This window comes from Pseudomonas linyingensis (genome assembly GCF_900109175.1).
Lineage (GTDB): Bacteria > Pseudomonadota > Gammaproteobacteria > Pseudomonadales > Pseudomonadaceae > Geopseudomonas > Geopseudomonas linyingensis.
Genome location: NZ_FNZE01000003.1, coordinates 254368 through 270611, shown reverse-complemented (window position 1 = coordinate 270611; position 16244 = coordinate 254368). Strand labels below are relative to the sequence as shown.

Annotated in this window: 13 protein-coding genes and 1 pseudogene; 2 read left to right on the top strand and 12 right to left on the bottom strand. The window is 63.4% G+C overall.

All coding sequences use genetic code 11. From position 1 onward, the window contains the following. Positions 1-37 precede the first annotated feature (37 nt). From brnQ to sdhC, 10 genes are all read right to left on the bottom strand, one after another. Positions 38-1348 carry a branched-chain amino acid transport system II carrier protein gene (brnQ, locus tag BMZ19_RS05515; protein ID WP_090308063.1) on the bottom strand — a complete coding sequence of 437 codons (1311 nt, stop codon included), beginning with the start codon at positions 1346-1348 and terminating at the stop codon, positions 38-40. Between the two features lie 97 nt (positions 1349-1445). Next, a complete protein-coding gene (sucD, locus tag BMZ19_RS05510; protein ID WP_090308061.1) occupies positions 1446-2327 on the bottom strand; it encodes a succinate--CoA ligase subunit alpha in 882 nt (293 codons plus the stop codon). Further along, positions 2327-3493: an ADP-forming succinate--CoA ligase subunit beta gene (sucC, locus tag BMZ19_RS05505; protein WP_090308058.1), complete on the bottom strand. Its 1167-nt coding sequence runs from the start codon at positions 3491-3493 to the stop codon at positions 2327-2329. Before sucC ends, sucD begins: the two co-directional genes overlap by 1 nt. 243 nt (positions 3494-3736) lie before the next feature. Continuing rightward, positions 3737-5173 carry a dihydrolipoyl dehydrogenase gene (gene lpdA, locus BMZ19_RS05500; protein ID WP_090308055.1) on the bottom strand — a complete coding sequence of 479 codons (1437 nt, stop codon included), beginning with the start codon at positions 5171-5173 and terminating at the stop codon, positions 3737-3739. Positions 5174-5242: 69 nt separating this feature from the next. After that, on the bottom strand, positions 5243-6463 hold the full coding sequence (odhB, locus tag BMZ19_RS05495) for a 2-oxoglutarate dehydrogenase complex dihydrolipoyllysine-residue succinyltransferase (RefSeq protein ID WP_090308052.1): 1221 nt from the start codon (positions 6461-6463) through the stop codon (positions 5243-5245). 80 nt (positions 6464-6543) lie between these two features. Further along, positions 6544-9375, bottom strand: coding sequence for a 2-oxoglutarate dehydrogenase E1 component (locus BMZ19_RS05490; protein WP_090308049.1), 2832 nt, complete (start codon positions 9373-9375; stop codon positions 6544-6546). 256 nt (positions 9376-9631) lie between these two features. Beyond that, a complete protein-coding gene (locus BMZ19_RS05485) occupies positions 9632-10336 on the bottom strand; it encodes a succinate dehydrogenase iron-sulfur subunit (RefSeq protein WP_090308303.1) in 705 nt (234 codons plus the stop codon). A gap of 11 nt (positions 10337-10347) precedes the next feature. Continuing rightward, the gene (sdhA, locus tag BMZ19_RS05480; protein WP_090308046.1) at positions 10348-12120 is read right to left on the bottom strand and encodes a succinate dehydrogenase flavoprotein subunit; all 1773 of its coding nucleotides are present in this window, start codon (positions 12118-12120) and stop codon (positions 10348-10350) included. Between the two features lie 3 nt (positions 12121-12123). Beyond that, positions 12124-12492 (bottom strand): succinate dehydrogenase, hydrophobic membrane anchor protein, encoded by a 369-nt coding sequence (gene sdhD / locus BMZ19_RS05475; RefSeq protein ID WP_090308044.1) that lies wholly within the window; start codon positions 12490-12492, stop codon positions 12124-12126. Beyond that, the gene (sdhC, locus tag BMZ19_RS05470; RefSeq protein ID WP_090308041.1) at positions 12486-12860 is read right to left on the bottom strand and encodes a succinate dehydrogenase, cytochrome b556 subunit; all 375 of its coding nucleotides are present in this window, start codon (positions 12858-12860) and stop codon (positions 12486-12488) included. The genes sdhD and sdhC overlap by 7 nt, the downstream gene beginning before the upstream one ends. Positions 12861-13239: 379 nt before the next feature. Here sdhC and gltA point away from each other — a divergent pair, with 379 nt between their 5' ends. Further along, the gene (gltA, locus tag BMZ19_RS05465; protein WP_090308038.1) at positions 13240-14526 is read left to right on the top strand and encodes a citrate synthase; all 1287 of its coding nucleotides are present in this window, start codon (positions 13240-13242) and stop codon (positions 14524-14526) included. 134 nt (positions 14527-14660) lie between these two features. Here the strand turns inward: gltA and BMZ19_RS05460 are convergent, their stop codons facing one another. After that, on the bottom strand, positions 14661-14912 hold the full coding sequence (locus BMZ19_RS05460) for a YkgJ family cysteine cluster protein (protein ID WP_170847708.1): 252 nt from the start codon (positions 14910-14912) through the stop codon (positions 14661-14663). A 132-nt stretch (positions 14913-15044) separates the two neighbouring features. Here BMZ19_RS05460 and BMZ19_RS22075 point away from each other — a divergent pair. After that, a pseudogene (locus tag BMZ19_RS22075) lies at positions 15045-15259 on the top strand (DMT family protein); the annotation flags it as partial. A 19-nt stretch (positions 15260-15278) separates the two neighbouring features. On the opposite strand, the gene BMZ19_RS05455 reads toward BMZ19_RS22075, so the two are convergent. Continuing rightward, positions 15279-16157, bottom strand: a complete 879-nt coding sequence (locus BMZ19_RS05455; protein ID WP_090308036.1) for an NAD(P)-dependent oxidoreductase — start codon at positions 16155-16157, stop codon at positions 15279-15281. Positions 16158-16244 lie beyond the last annotated feature (87 nt).

Genomic DNA, 16244 nt, shown 5'->3' with positions numbered 1-16244 from the left:
ACGCAGCCCCGACGCCGCGCCGGGGCTGCCAAGCAGATTACGCGAAGACCTGCGGACGGCCGCGCAGACGATCGTAGACCACCGCCATCAGCAGGGTCACGACCACCGGCAGCAGCCAGCCGAGGCTGTGCTCGGCCAGCGGCAGATGCTCGAGCCAGGCCGGCACCAGAGCAGTCAGCCCGGCCGTGGCCAGCCCGGCGAACACGCCGAACACCAGGGTCACCGCCAGCACCGGGCGGAACACCCGCGGTGCGTGCAGCCACAGGTGATCGGCCAGGCTCAGCAGCACCAGCACGATGGCCAGCGGATACAGGCCGACCAGCACCGGCACCGAGAAGCCGATCAACTGGGTCAGGCCGAGGTTGGCCACCAGCAGGCTGAACAGGCTGACCAGAATCACTACCATGCGATAGGACACCGGGAACTGGCTGCTGAAGAATTCGCCACAGGCGGTGACCAGACCCACCGCCGTGGTCAGGCAGGCCAGGGTGATCACCAGCGCCAGCAGCAGGCTGCCCGGGGTGCCAAAGGTGTGCTGCACATAGGCGGTGAGAATCTGCACCCCGTTCTGCGCCTCGCCGGCGATGCCATGGCTGGTGGCGCCGAGGCGGAACAGCGCCAGGTAGACCAGCGCCAGACCGATCGCGGCGATCAGCGCGGCGAGGATCGAGTAGCGGGTGACTCGATGCGCCATGTTCACGCCATGGTCACGGATGGCCGTGGCGATGACGATACCGAACACCAGTGCGCCCAGGGTATCCATGGTCAGGTAACCCTGCAGGAAACCCTGCATCAGCGGCGCGGCCTGATAGTCCGCCGCGGTGGCGCCAAGCTCACCGGCCGGAGCAAAAATCGCGGCGCCCCCCAGCACCAGCAGGCCGACGATCAGCACCGGAGTGATCAGCTTGCCAACGCGCTCGAGCAGGCGTCCGGGGTTGAGAGCGAGAAACAGCACGAGGGCGAAGTACGCCAGGGTGTACAGGGCCAGCAGCGGGCCGGTATTGCCGAGCAGCGGTGCGATGCCCATCTCGAACGACACCACCGCCGTACGCGGCGTGGCGAACAGCGGACCGATGGCCAGGTAGACCGTCACGGCAAACAGCAGGCCGGCGCGCCGCCCCAACGGCGCAGTCAGCTGCGCCATGCCGCCGCCTACCCGAGCCAGGGCCACCACGGTGAGCAGGGGCAGACCGACGCCGGTGAGCAGGAAGCCCAACGCTGCGCTCCACACCGCCTCACCGGCCGCCAGGCCGACGCTCGGTGGGAAGATGATGTTACCCGCACCGAGAAACAGCGCGAAGGTCATGAAGCCCAGACCGAGGACATCGACGGTTCTCAAATGATTCATGCATACAACCAGACAGTGGAGTCGAAATCCGGCGACAGTCGAAACGAAAAGAGCCACCCGCAGGTGGCTCCTTCCGTCAAGCCTGCTCCACCGGAGCTTATTTCATGGACCAGCCAGTCGCCTCGGCCAGAGCCTTGCCGATATCGGCCAGCGAGCGCACGGTCTTAACCCCGGCATCCTGCAGCGCGGCGAACTTCTCGTCCGCAGTGCCCTTGCCACCGGAAATGATCGCGCCGGCGTGGCCCATGCGCTTGCCGGGCGGCGCGGTCACGCCGGCGATGTAGGACACCACCGGCTTGGTCACGTTGGCCTTGATGAAGGCCGCCGCCTCTTCCTCGGCACTGCCGCCGATCTCGCCGATCATCACGATGGCTTCGGTCTGCGGGTCCTGTTCGAACAGTTTCAGGATATCAATGAAGCTCGAACCCGGGATCGGGTCACCACCAATGCCCACGCAGGTGGACTGGCCGAAGCCGGCGTCGGTGGTCTGCTTCACTGCCTCATAGGTCAGGGTGCCGGAACGCGACACGATGCCGACCTTGCCGGGCAGGTGAATGTGGCCGGGCATGATACCGATCTTGCACTGCCCCGGGGTAATCACGCCCGGGCAATTCGGCCCGATCAGGCGCACGCCCAGCTCGTCGCACTTGACCTTCACCTCGAGCATGTCCAGGGTCGGGATGCCCTCGGTGATGCAGATGATCAGCTGGATACCACTGAAGGCCGCCTCGAGGATCGAATCCTTGCAGAACGGCGCCGGCACATAGATCACCGACGCGGTGGCGCCGGTGGCGGCCACGGCATCCTTTACGGTGTCGAACACCGGCAGACCGAGATGGGTGGTACCGCCCTTGCCGGGAGTCACGCCGCCGACCATCTGGGCGCCATATTCCAGGGCCTGCTCCGAATGGAAGGTACCCTGACTGCCGGTGAAGCCCTGGCAGATGACCTTGGTGTCCTTGTCGATCAGGATGCTCATTACTTGCCCTCCGCGGCCTTGACGACCTGCTGCGCGGCGTCGGTCAGACTGGTTGCCGCGATGATGTTCAGACCGCTGGCCGCCAGCACTTCGGCACCCAGCTCGGCGTTGTTGCCTTCCAGGCGCACGACCACCGGCACCTGCACGCCCACCTCACGAACGGCACCGATGACGCCTTCGGCGATCATGTCGCAGCGCACGATGCCGCCGAAGATGTTGATCAGCACCGCCTTCACGTTGCTGTCGGAGAGGATGATCTTGAACGCCTCGACCACCCGCTCCTTGGTCGCGCCACCGCCGACGTCGAGGAAGTTGGCCGGCTTGCCACCGTGCAGGTTGACGATGTCCATGGTGCCCATGGCCAGGCCCGCGCCGTTGACCATGCAACCGATGTTGCCATCCAGCGCCACGTAGTTGAGTTCCCACTTGGCCGCATGGGCCTCGCGCGGGTCGTCTTGCGACGGGTCCTGCATCTCGCGCAGCTTCGGCTGGCGGTACAGGGCGTTGCCGTCGATGTTGAGCTTGGCATCCAGGCAGTGCAGGTTGCCATCGGCCTTGATCACCAGCGGGTTGACCTCGAGCAGGGCCAGGTCGTAGTCCTGGAACAGCTTGGCCAGGCCGACGAAGATCTGTGCGAACTGCTTGATCTGGTCGCCCTTGAGGCCGAGCTTGAAGGCCAGCTCACGACCTTGGAACGGCTGGGCACCGACCAGCGGGTCGATGGTGGTCTTGAGGATCTTCTCGGGAGTTTCGTGGGCGACCTTCTCGATGTCCACGCCGCCCTCGGTGGAGGCCATGAACACGATGCGCCGGGTGGAACGGTCGACCACCGCACCCAGATACAGCTCCTTGGCAATATCGGTGCAGGACTCGACCAGAATCTTGCTGACCGGTTGCCCATTGGCGTCGGTCTGGTAGGTCACCAGACGCTGATCGAGCCACTGTTGGGCAAAGGCCTTGGCTTCTTCCTTGCTACGAACCAGCTTGACGCCGCCCGCCTTGCCACGACCGCCAGCATGCACCTGGGCCTTGACCACCCAGGCACTGCCGCCAATCTTGTCGCAGGCCTCGGCTGCTTCTTTCGGAGTATCGACCGCGTAACCCAAGGAGACCGGCAACCCATACTCGGCAAACAACTGCTTACCCTGATATTCGTGAAGATTCATGTTTCCATACCACTTTAGTTGTAAGTATTGGCACCACGGATCTTAATCGGGAAAAGCCTGCAGTGGTAGCCTGTTTGGGCAGCCAGTCAAGTCGCGATCGGCATATCGTTGCGACTGGTATTCAGCACAGCCAATGACTGAAACAACAACGGCCCCGGTCGCGGGAAGTCCAAGACTCCCTCGACCAGGGCCGCTGGGGGCTGCACGGATGAAGCCAGGCCTCATCCATGCAACAGGCGCGGGTTAGCGCTTCTTGCGGTTGGCGATGTGGATGGCGTGGCCATTCACTGCCAGGGCAGCTTCGTGCAGCGTCTCCGACAGGGTCGGGTGCGAGAACACCATCATGCCCAGGTCTTCGGCGCTGGTGCCGAATTCCATGCCGATGGCGCCCTGCTGGACCAGCTCGGCCGCGGCCGGGCCGATCACGTGCACGCCCAGCACGCGGTCGGTGTTGGCATCGGCGATGACCTTGACCAGACCGTGGGTATCGTTGGCAGCCATGGCACGGCCGCTGGCGGCGAACGGGAAGGTGCCGACGTTGATGGCAACGCCTTCGGCCTTCAGCTGCTGCTCGGTCTTGCCGACCGAGGCGATTTCCGGATGGGTGTAGATGACCGACGGGATCAGGTCGTAGTTCATCTGCGCCTTGTGGCCGGCGATGCGCTCGGCAACCATCACGCCCTCTTCCGAGGCCTTGTGGGCCAGCATTGGGCCGCGCACCACGTCACCGATGGCATACACGCCCGGCACGCTGGTGGCGCACTGGTCGTCGACATAGATGAAGCCGCGTTCGTCCAGGGTCACGCCGCTGTCGGCAGCCAGCACGTCCTGGGTGACCGGGCGACGACCGACCGCGACGATCAGCTTGTCGAAGGTCAGCTGCTGCTCGCCGGCAGCGTCGGTGAAGTGCACGGTCACCTGCTTTTTCTTCACTTCCGAACCGGTCACGCGGGCATTCAGACGGATGTCCAGACCCTGCTTGCTCAGTAGCTTGAGGGCTTCCTTGGCGATCTGCTCGTCGACGGCGGAGAGGAACTTGTCCTGGGCTTCGAGCACGGTCACTTCGGCACCCAGACGGGCCCATACCGAGCCCAGCTCCAGACCGATGACGCCAGCGCCGATCACGCCCAGCTTCTTCGGTACGCTCTGGAATTCCAGGGCGCCGGTGGAGTCGACGATGATGTCGTGGTCAGCCGGAGCCGGCGGAATGTCGATCGGCTTGGAGCCGGACGCGATGATCACGTGGGTGGCTTCCAGCACCTGGACCGAACCGTCCTCGGCGGTGACTTCCACCTGCTTGCCGGCCAGCAGCTTGCCGTGGCCTTCGACCAGGGTCACGCCGTTAGCCTTGAACAGGCCGGCGATGCCGCCGGTCAGGTTCTTCACGATGGTCGCCTTGCGGTCGATCATCGCCGGCACGTCCATGCTCACGCCCTTGACCGCGATGCCATGGATGCCGAAGCTCTCCTTGGCTTCGTGGTACTTCCAGGAGCTGTCCAGCAGCGCCTTGGACGGGATGCAGCCGACGTTCAGGCAGGTACCGCCGAGGGCGACCTTGCCATCCTTGCCCTTGTACTTCTCGATGCAGGCAGTCTTCAGGCCGAGCTGGGCCGCGCGAATGGCTGCCACGTAGCCACCCGGGCCGCCGCCAATCACCACTACGTCGAATTTCTGAGTCATAACTCTCGATCCTTTTGGGATAAACCGGGCGCCCCCTCTGTCAGGGGACGCCGTGGGAGATGTGCGGGATCAGACGTCCAGCAGCAGGCGAGCCGGATCTTCCAGCAGATCCTTGATGGCCACCAGGAAGCTCACTGCTTCCTTGCCGTCGATCAGACGGTGGTCGTAGGACAGCGCCAGGTACATCATCGGCAGGATCACCACCTGACCGTTGACGGCCATCGGGCGGTCCTGGATCTTGTGCATGCCGAGGATGGCGGTCTGCGGCGGGTTGACGATCGGGCTGGACAGCAGGGAGCCGAACACGCCGCCGTTGGAGATGGTGAAGGTGCCGCCGGTCATCTCTTCGATGGTCAGCTTGCCGTCCTTGGCCTTGCGGCCGTAGTTGGCGATGGTGCCTTCGATCTCGGCCAGGCTCATCAGCTCGGCGTTGCGCAGGACCGGAACCACCAGGCCGCGGTCGCTGGACACGGCCACGCCGACGTCCGAGTAGCCGTGGTAGACGATGTCGCCGCCGTCGATCGAGGCGTTGACGCCCGGGAAGCGCTTCAGCGCCTCGGTGGCGGCCTTGACGAAGAAGGACATGAAGCCCAGACGCACGCCATTGTGCTTCTTCTCGAACAGGTCCTTGTACTTGGCGCGCAGGTCCATGACCGGCTTCATGTTGACTTCGTTGTAGGTCGTCAGCATGGCCATGGAAGACTGGGCCTCGACCAGACGCTCGGCGATCTTGGCGCGCAGGCGGGTCATCGGCACGCGCTTCTCGACGCGATCGCCAGCGGCGAAGATCGGCGCGTCGGCGGCCGGAGCGGCCGGCTTGACAGCCGGAGCGGCCGGAGCGGCCTTCTTGGCGTCGACGGCAGCGACGGCGTCTTCCTTGGTCACGCGACCACCCTTGCCGGTGCCCGGAATGGTGTTGCGGTCCAGGTCATTCTCGGCAGCGATCTTGCGCGCGGCCGGGGACAGGATCGGCTCGGCACCGGCGGCAGCCGGAGCGGCGGCAGCGGCAGCCGGGGCAGCAGCGGCCGGAGCCGGAGCGGCAGCAGCGGCGCCCCCCTCGGTCAGCTTGCCGAGCAGCTCGCCGCTGAGCACGGTGTCACCCTCGTTCTTGACGATTTCGGCGAGAACGCCATCGGCTTCGGCCAGAACTTCCATGACCACTTTGTCGGTTTCGATGTCGACAATCAGCTCGTCACGCTTGACGGCGTCGCCCGGCTGCTTGTGCCAGGTGGCGACGGTACCGTCAGCGACGGATTCCGGGAAAGTCGGGGCTTTGATCTCGATAGCCATTATCTGCGGTTCCTATTGATTCGGGTTCTTCAAACGTGCAACTGCCGGACCCGGGGTCCGGCAGCGCACTGGTGAAGGCATTAAACGGTGAAAGCGTCCTGCAGCAGTTTTTCCTGCTGTTCGGCATGCATCGAGGCGTAGCCACAAGCCGGCGCTGCGGAAGCATCGCGACCGGCGTAGGCCAGGCCGAGAGTCTTCTTGTGGGCGCTGATGACGCGACGCATGTGATGCTGGCTGCAGTACCAGGCGCCCTGGTTCATCGGCTCTTCCTGGCACCAGACCACGTGCTTGAGGTTCTTGTAGGGCGCCATGACCTCGGCCAGCTCCTCTTCCGGGAACGGATAGAGCTGTTCGATACGGACGATGGCGGTGTCCTCGCGACCCTCGGCGCGACGCTTGTCCAGCAGGTCGTAGTAGACCTTGCCGCTGCACAGGACCAGACGCTCGACCTTCTTCGGGTCCAGACTGTCGACTTCCGGCAGGACCGGGTGGAACGAGCCTTGGGCCAGATCTTCCAGGGTCGAGATGGCCAGCTTGTGGCGCAGCAGCGACTTCGGAGTCAGGGCCACCAGCGGCTTGCGCAGCGGACGGATTACCTGGCGGCGCAGCATGTGGTAGACCTGAGCCGGGGTGGTCGGCACGCAGACCTGGATGTTCTGTTCGGCGCACAGCTGCAGGTAACGCTCCAGGCGGGCGGAGGAGTGCTCCGGACCCTGGCCTTCGTAGCCGTGCGGCAACAGCATGGTCAGGCCGCACAGGCGGCCCCACTTGTGCTCGCCGCTGGTGATGAACTGGTCGATCACCACCTGGGCACCGTTGGCGAAGTCGCCGAACTGGGCTTCCCAGATCACCAGCGCGTTCGGCGTGGTAGTGGCGTAGCCGTATTCGAAGGCCAGTACCGCTTCCTCGGAGAGGAAGGAGTCGTATAGGTCGAACTTGGGCTGACCTTCATACAGGTGCTGCAGCGCGATGTAGCGGCTGGCATCCTTCTGGCTGTGCAGCGCGGCATGACGGTGCGAGAAGGTACCGCGACCGACGTCCTGGCCGGTGATGCGCACCGGATGGCCTTCGACCAGCAGAGTGGCGTAGGCCAGGGTCTCGGCGAAGCCCCAGTTGATCGGCATGGCGCCGGCACCCATGCGGCCGCGATCCTCGAGGATCTTGGCGACCTGACGCTGGACCACGAAACCTTCCGGAATCTGCAGCAGCTTCTGGTTCAGCTCCTGCAGGGTCTTCAGGTCGAAGCTGGTGTCGTGACGCGCGGTCCAGGCATGGCCCAGATACGGACGCCAGTCGACGAACAGTTCCGGGTTCGGCTCCTTGACCAGGCTCTTGACCACGTGCAGGCCGTTGTCCAGCGCGGTGCGGTAATCGTCGACACGGGCCTGGACCTGTTCGGCGCTCAGGGTGCCGGACTGCACCAGCGCATCGGCATACAGCTCGCGGGTGGTGCGCTGCTTGGCGATCTTCTGGTACATCAGCGGCTGGGTGCCGCTCGGCTCGTCGGCCTCGTTGTGACCGCGACGGCGGTAGCAGACCAGGTCGATGACCACGTCACGCTTGAACTGCATGCGATAGTCGACGGCCAGCTGGGTGACGAACAGCACCGCTTCCGGATCATCGCCGTTGACGTGCAGGATCGGCGCCTGAATCATCTTCGCCGGATCGGTGCAGTACTCGGTGGAGCGCGAGTCTTCGGTGTTGCTGATGGTGAAACCGACCTGGTTGTTGATCACGATGTGGATCGTGCCACCGGTCTTGAAGCCGCGGATCTGCGACATCTGGAAGGTTTCCATCACCACGCCCTGACCGGCGAACGCCGCGTCACCGTGGATCGAAACCGGCACCACCTTCTCACCCGTGACATCGCCGCGACGGTCCTGACGGGCACGCACGGAGCCCTCGACCACCGGGGAGACGATCTCCAGGTGCGACGGGTTGAACGACATCGCCAGGTGCACTTCGCCACCCGGGGTCATGACGTTGGAGGAGAAGCCCTGGTGGTACTTCACGTCACCGGAGCTGAGGCCGTCGACCTTCTTGCCTTCGAACTCGTCGAAGAGGTCGCGCGGGTTCTTGCCCAAGGCGTTGACCAGCAGGTTGAGACGGCCGCGGTGGGCCATGCCGATGACGACTTCCTTGGCGCCGTAGGAGCCGGAGCGCTGGATGATCTCGTCGACCATCGGGATCATGCTCTCGCCACCCTCCAGACCGAAGCGCTTGGTGCCCGGGAACTTGGTGCCCAGGTACTTCTCCAGCCCTTCGGCAGCCGTCAGGCGCTCGAGCAGGTGGCTCTTGGCTTCGGCGGAGAACTGCGGACGGCCGCGCACGCTTTCCAGACGCTGCTGGAACCACTTGCGCTGCTCGGAATCGACGATGTGGGTGAACTCCGCACCGATGGTACCGCAGTAGGTGCTCTGCAGGGCATCGCGGATTTCGCGCAGGGTCGCTTCCTGCTTGCCGATGAACAGCTCGCCGGTATGGTAGACGGTATCCAGATCGGCGTCGGTCAGTCCGTAGTGATGGATCGACAGATCGGCCGGCGCCTTGCGCTCCCACAGACCCAGCGGGTCCAGCTGGGATGCCTGATGGCCACGCATGCGGAAGGCCTGAATCAGACGCAGCACTTCGACCTGCTTCTTCTCATGCTCGCTGCTCACCGCAGCGGCGGATACCGGCTGGGCGCGGCGCTGGTTCTTGGCCAGCAGCACGAAGTGATCGCGGACCGTGGCATGGGAAACGTCGGGAGACTGGCTGCCGTCGGCCGGCAACTTCTGGAAGTAGGTGCGCCACTCTTCGGGCACAGCGTTGGGATCGTGCAGGAAGAGCTCGTAGAGTTCTTCGACGTAGGCAGCGTTTCCACCGGACAGGTGGGCACTGTTCCACATCCGCTGCATTACGCTTTCATGCATGCTAGGTCACCCTCGGTAAGGGGACACCACCTGGCGCGGAGACCGCAGGATGGCTCGAAAGTCCAAAGCAGCGACTTCGGTAAAGCCACTACGGATCCCGCAGATGGTCCGGGTTCCAGCCCGGTTGCCCCTGCTGGTCGTTTTTTGATCAAAAAACCGCAGCTTTGTGAGCCACGGTTGGTTCTGCAGCAGCACGGAGCAGCGGTCATCCGCCACCCCGTGCTGACTTCGTTGAATCACCGCCAGTGGCGGATCATCAGGTAGCGCTTTGCAGCAGCATGTTACGTACGTGGCCGATTGCCTTGGTCGGGTTGAGACCCTTCGGGCAAACGTTCACGCAGTTCATGATCCCGCGGCAACGGAACACACTGAACGGATCGTCCAGCGAGGCCAAACGCTCTTCGGTCTTGGTGTCACGGCTGTCGGCCAGGAAGCGATAGGCCTGCAGCAGGGCAGCCGGACCGAGGAACTTGTCGGGGTTCCACCAGAACGACGGGCAGGAGGTCGAGCAGCAGGCGCACAGGATGCACTCGTACAGACCGTCCAGCTTCTCGCGCTGTTCCGGGGATTGCAGACGCTCGATGGCCGGGGCCGGAGTATCGTTCTGCAGGAACGGCTGCACCTTCTCGTACTGCTTGTAGAAGATGCTCATATCGACCACCAGGTCACGAATGACCGGCAGGCCGGGCAGCGGGCGAACCACCAGCTTACCGTTCTTCACCACCGCGGACAGCGGGGTGATGCAGGCCAGGCCGTTCTTGCCGCTGATGTTCATGCCGTCGGAACCGCACACGCCTTCGCGGCAGGAACGACGGTAGGAGAAGGTCACGTCCTGCTCCTTGATCAGCGCCAGCACGTCCAGCACCATCAGGTCCTTGCCATCGGTATTGACCTGGAAGTCCTGCATGAACGGAGCAGCGTCTTTCTCCGGGTTATAGCGATAAACACTCACTTGCAACATGGCGATCACCCTTAATAAGTACGAACCTTGGGTTCAAAGGCCGGAACGGTCTTCGGCGAGAAATTGACACCACGCTTGGTCACGCGCTTCTCACCCGGGAAGTACAGGGAGTGGCACAGCCAGTTCTCGTCGTCGCGATCCTCGAAGTCTTCGCGGGCATGCGCGCCGCGGGACTCTTTGCGAGCCTCGGCAGCGATCGCAGTGGCTTCGGCCACTTCGAGGAGGTTTTGCAGTTCCAGCGCTTCGGTACGCGCAGTGTTGAAAGCCTGGCTCTTGTCCGCGATCTTGACGTTCGCGATGCGTTCCCGCAGGTCGGCCAGTTGGGCAATACCCTTCTGCATGTATTCGCCGGTACGGAATACACCGAAGTAGTTCTGCATGCAGTTCTGCAGCTCTTTACGCAGCGGAGCCACGTCTTCGCCAGTGGTACGCTGGTTGACACCCGCCAGACGCTTGAGCGAAGCCTCGAGGTCGGACTCGGTGGCACCGCGGTGCTCGATGCCTTCCTTGAGGGCTTTTTCCAGGTGCAGGCCAGCAGCACGACCGAACACCACCAGGTCGAGCAGCGAGTTGCCGCCCAGACGGTTGGCGCCGTGTACGGATACGCAAGCCACTTCGCCGACCGCGAACAGGCCGTCGATGATCTTGTCGTTGCCGTTGGCATCCTGGGTGATGGCCTGACCATGGATGTTGGTGGCCACGCCGCCCATCATGTAGTGGCAGGTCGGCACTACCGGAACCGGAGCAGTCACCGGATCGACGTGCGCGAAGGTCTTGGACAGTTCGCAGATACCCGGCAGGCGGCTGTGCAGCACTTCCTCACCCAGGTGGTCGAGCTTCAGCAGCACGTGATCGCCATCCGGACCACAGCCGTTGCCGGCGATGATTTCCTTGACCATGGAACGGGCGACCACGTCGCGACCGGCCAGGTCCTTGGCGTTCGGCGCATAACGCTCCATGAAACGCTCGCCGTGCTTGTTGATCAGGTAGCCACCCTCGCCACGGCAACCTTCGGTCACCAGCACGCCGGCACCGGCGATGCCGGTCGGGTGGAACTGCCACATCTCGATGTCCTGCACCGGCACGCCGGCACGCAGAGCCATGCCCACGCCGTCACCGGTGTTGATCAGGGCGTTGGTGGTGGACGCGTAGATGCGACCGGCGCCGCCGGTGGCCAGCACGGTGGCCTTGGAACGGATGTAGGCCGTCTCGCCGGTTTCGATGCAGATGGCGATGATGCCGACGATGGCGCCGTCCTGGTTCTTCACCAGATCGACCGCGAACCACTCGTTGAGGAAGGTGGTGCCGTTCTTCAGGTTGGCCTGGTACAGGGTGTGCAGCAGGGCGTGACCAGTACGGTCGGCTGCAGCACAGGTACGCGCGGCCTGAGTTGGGTTATCCGGCCCCTTGGACTGACCGCCGAATGGACGCTGGTAGATGCGACCCTGTTCGGTACGGGAGAACGGCAGACCCATGTGCTCGAGCTCGAACACGGCTTCCGGGCCTACGGAGCACATGTATTCGATCGCGTCCTGGTCACCGATGTAGTCGGAGCCCTTGACGGTGTCGTACATGTGCCAGCGCCAGTCGTCGTTCGGGTCGGCCGAAGCGATGGCGCAGGTGATGCCACCCTGAGCAGATACGGTGTGCGAACGGGTCGGGAAGACCTTGGTCACCACGGCAGTCTTGTGTCCCGACTGGGACAGCTGCAGTGCGGCGCGCATGCCGGCGCCGCCACCACCGATGATGATGGCGTCGAAGGAAAGAGTAGGAATGTTAGCCATGGATCAGATACCCCAAAGAATCTGCACACCCCAGACAAAGAACGCGAACATGGCGATGCCGCAGACTGCCTGGAAAAGGAAACGCACAGCGGTGGCCGACTTGCCCAGCGCCATCGGCGTCAGGTAGTCAGTGGAGATGGTCCACATACCGACCCACGCGTGTGCACTCAGGGCAACGATGGCCAGCAGGCTGAAGATGCGCATCCAGTTTTGGGAGAACAGACCATGCCAGTCGGCAAAGCCCAGACCCGGATTGGCTACCAGGTAGCCCAGCAGGAAGATGAAGTAAGCCGCGAGAACCACAGCGGAAACCCGCTGGGCCATCCAGTCGTACAGACCCGACCGAGAGAAGTTAGTGACGTTGGTTACCATACCCACACCCCCGCAAGAACGATCAGCACCGCGGAGATGGCGATGACGATTTTGGAGCCCAGCTTGCCGCCTTCCAGCGTTTCACCAATGCCCATATCCATAATCAGATGGCGAATACCGGCTACCATGTGGTACAGCAGCGCGGACAACAGGCCCCAGATCACGAACTTGGCCAGAGGGCTGGTCAGACACGCCTTCACCTGCTCGAAGCCTTCCTCGGACGTCAGGGACAGGTCGAGTGCATACAACAGCACTGCGATGCCCACAAACAGAATGACGCCGGAAATACGGTGAGCGATGGACGTGTAAGCAGTGATTGGGAGTTGGATGGTCCTAAGGTCTAGGTTTACGGGTCGTTTGCTATTCACGGCTTCTTTTCACACTGAGAGCCCCAACCAGCAGGGCAAGTTGTCGGGAAGGTGCACTTGTCAGGTACCCATCACCAGGGAACGACAACAGCCAGAACCTAGGCCTGGCATAGCCTCTGGCGGTCGGCCACGCAGTATAGACAGTTAGACCTTCGATGACAACGCGCGCCCCTAGCCTAAAGGACTGATTGTCGCACCCCTGCAAAAGGAGTAAATAGCCGTCTAATTGGCACGAACATGCCGGCCGGAAAGCGACGCAAACCGACTTTCGGACAAATTGACTTTCGCTTTTATGGCTCTATAGTGGCACGGGCCCTGCCTGGGGGGCCGTGTTTCATAAAGATGATTTCAAGCCAAGCAAAATTTTAGGAGGCCGGTTATGGCTGACAAGAAAGCACAGTTGATCATCGAGGGCGCAGCCCCCGTCGAGCTGCCCATTCTCTCTGGGACCGCCGGTCCCGACGTCATTGACGTCCGGGCCCTGACCAATCAGGGCGTCTTCACCTATGATCCTGGCTTCATGTCGACAGCCGCTTGCGAGTCGAAGATCACCTTCATCGACGGCGACAAGGGCATCCTGATGCACCGCGGCTACCCGATCGAGCAGCTGGCCGAGAAGTCCGACTACCTCGAGACCTGCTACGCGCTGCTGTACGGCGAGCTGCCGACTGCCGATCAGAAAGCCGAGTTTACCGGCCTGGTGAAGAACCACACCATGGTTCACGAGCAGATGAAGTCGTTCCTCAACGGCTTCCGTCGCGACGCTCACCCGATGGCGGTCATGTGCGGCATGGTCGGCGCCCTGTCGGCGTTCTACCACGACTCGCTGGACAACAACAATCCGCAGCACCGCGAAATCTCCGCGATCCGCCTGATCGCCAAGATGCCGACCATGGCTGCCATGTGCTACAAGTACTCGGCCGGCCAGCCGATCATGTATCCGCGCAACGACCTGAGCTACGCGGAAAACTTCCTGCACATGATGTTCAACACCCCGTGCGAAGAGAAGAAGATCAACCCGATCCTGGCCAAGGCCATGGACCGCATCTTCATCCTGCACGCCGACCATGAGCAGAACGCCTCCACCTCCACCGTGCGCCTGACCGGCTCCACCGGTGCCAACCCGTTCGCCTGTATCGCCGCCGGCATCGCCGCGCTGTGGGGACCGGCTCACGGTGGCGCCAACGAGGCCGTGCTGACCATGCTCGACGAGATCGGCAGCGTCGAGAACATCGAGAAGTTCATCGCCAAGGCCAAGGACAAGAACGACCCGTTCAAGCTGATGGGCTTCGGTCACCGCGTGTACAAGAACTTCGACCCGCGCGCCAAGGTCATGAAGCAGACCTGCGACGAGGTGCTGTCCGAGCTGGGCATCAACGATCCGAAGCTCGAGCTGGCCATGAAGCTGGAAGAGATCGCGCGCAACGATCCGTACTTCAAGGAACGCAACCTGTACCCGAACGTAGACTTCTACTCGGGCATCATCCTGAAGGCCATCGGCATTCCGACCAGCATGTTCACCGTGATCTTCGCCCTGGCGCGCACCGCCGGCTGGATCGCCCAGTGGAAGGAAATGTACGCCGAAGGCTACAAGATCGGTCGTCCGCGCCAGATCTACACCGGCTACACCCAGCGCGACTACCTGCCGCTGGATCAGCGCAAGTAAGTTCAGCGCTACCTGCAAAAGGGCTGCCTCGGCAGCCCTTTTGCGTTTCTCATCCCCCTCGCGCCCCTGCCACCCACACCCCGAGCCGCAAGTCGCGAGAGTACTTGACTACGCCCATCCGAGCGGACCCCGGCTCAGGCCGTCAGCCGCTCCAGCTCGCCCAGCAGGCGAATGGCCTGCTCGTCCGTCGCACCGCACACGGCGGGATCGGCGGAGAACTGCGCGCACACGGCCGGCCGCTCGGGCTGACCGAACAGACGACAGAGGTTGCCCTCGTCCAATTGCACACAGCGCACACCGGCCGGCTTGCCCTCAGGCATGCCGGGAATCGGCGAGGAAATCGACGGGGCGATACAGCAGGCACCACAACCGGCTCGACATTGCATGATCAGCACTACCAGAACAATTTTGGACCCATGTAACAAGGTAACAAGGCGCGACAGCAGTCACGCGCGGGCGAGGATAGCCGCCGCCCCTGCTCTCGCCAAGTACCCCTCACGACGACTCCGCGGAGACCCGCCCTGTTCGAGCACCCGATCATCGTGCCGACCAAGCGCATCGGCTGCAGCGAGCTGACGGTCGTCCCACTGAAGATCATGCAGAAGGCAATCACCCTGTCCATCTTCGTGTCACCCAGCGTCCTTCACCTGTTCAGCAACCACTGAGGCTCGACTACCTGCGGGCCGGACTGTGCCTGTTCGGCGCGGTGTATTTCATCTACCGCAGCGCCTGAGCACACCGCCTCGGATCGCTCAGGATTTCGCCGGCGCCTTCAACCGGGTCAGCAGGCTAGAGGTATCCCAGCGCCCGCCACCTGCCGCCTGCACGTCGGCGTAGAACTGATCGACCAGCGCGGTGACCGGTAGCTGGGCGCCGTTGCTGCGAGCCTCATCGAGCAGGATGCCGAGATCCTTGCGCATCCAGTCCACCGCGAAACCGAACTCGAAGCGCCCCTCGAGCATGCTGGCGTGGCGATTTTCCAGCTGCCAGGATTGCGCCGCGCCCTTGCTGATCACCTCCATTGCCGCCTTGCCATCCAGGCCGGCGCACTGGGCAAAATGCAATGCCTCGGACAATCCCTGGAGCAGACCGCCAATGCATATCTGGTTGACCATCTTGGTCAACTGGCCGCTGCCGGCATGCCCCATCAAGCGCACCATGCGCGCATAGCTCTGGATCACCGGTTCGGCGCGGGCGAACACGGCCGGCTCGCCACCCACCATCACCGTCAGCACGCCGTTTTCCGCACCGGCCTGACCACCGGATACCGGCGCATCGAGAAACTCCAGCTCGCGCTCGGCGGCCAGCACCGCCAGCTCGCGCACCACCGTGGCCGACGCGGTGGTGTGATCGACCAGCACGCTGCCCGGCGCCATGCCGGCGAAGGCGCCATCGGCACCCAGCACCACCGCGCGCAGATCGTCATCGTTGCCCACGCAGCTCATCACGAACTCGGCACCCAGCGCGGCTTCGCGCGGCGTCGCGGCATTGCGCCCGCCGTGCTCGACCCCCCACTGCCGCGCCCTCTCCGCCGTGCGGTTGTACACGCACACCTCATGGCCGTTGCGCGCCAGATGCCCGGCCATCGGGTAGCCCATCACCCCCAGCCCCAGAAATGCGACCTTTGCCATCCTTCCACCTCCATTGAGTGAGCGCTCGAGCCTAGCACAGGGGTTTGCTGCCGCAGTAGGCAGACCCCATACTCGACGGACAAGGAC

Excerpts from the sequence above, each read along its gene's own strand:
- BMZ19_RS05455 (WP_090308036.1), bottom strand. The coding sequence starts at position 16,157 with ATGGCAAAGGTCGCATTTCTGGGGCTGGGGGTGATGGGCTACCCGATG.
- sdhA (WP_090308046.1), bottom strand. The coding sequence starts at position 12,120 with ATGGCTAACATTCCTACTCTTTCCTTCGACGCCATCATCATCGGTGGT.
- BMZ19_RS05490 (WP_090308049.1), bottom strand. The coding sequence starts at position 9,375 with ATGCATGAAAGCGTAATGCAGCGGATGTGGAACAGTGCCCACCTGTCC.
- lpdA (WP_090308055.1), bottom strand. The coding sequence starts at position 5,173 with ATGACTCAGAAATTCGACGTAGTGGTGATTGGCGGCGGCCCGGGTGGC.
- sucC (WP_090308058.1), bottom strand. The coding sequence starts at position 3,493 with ATGAATCTTCACGAATATCAGGGTAAGCAGTTGTTTGCCGAGTATGGG.
- sdhD (WP_090308044.1), bottom strand. The coding sequence starts at position 12,492 with ATGGTAACCAACGTCACTAACTTCTCTCGGTCGGGTCTGTACGACTGG.
- BMZ19_RS05485 (WP_090308303.1), bottom strand. The coding sequence starts at position 10,336 with ATGTTGCAAGTGAGTGTTTATCGCTATAACCCGGAGAAAGACGCTGCT.
- gltA (WP_090308038.1), top strand. The coding sequence starts at position 13,240 with ATGGCTGACAAGAAAGCACAGTTGATCATCGAGGGCGCAGCCCCCGTC.
- sucD (WP_090308061.1), bottom strand. The coding sequence starts at position 2,327 with ATGAGCATCCTGATCGACAAGGACACCAAGGTCATCTGCCAGGGCTTC.
- odhB (WP_090308052.1), bottom strand. The coding sequence starts at position 6,463 with ATGGCTATCGAGATCAAAGCCCCGACTTTCCCGGAATCCGTCGCTGAC.
- brnQ (WP_090308063.1), bottom strand. The coding sequence starts at position 1,348 with ATGAATCATTTGAGAACCGTCGATGTCCTCGGTCTGGGCTTCATGACC.
- BMZ19_RS05460 (WP_170847708.1), bottom strand. The coding sequence starts at position 14,912 with ATGCAATGTCGAGCCGGTTGTGGTGCCTGCTGTATCGCCCCGTCGATT.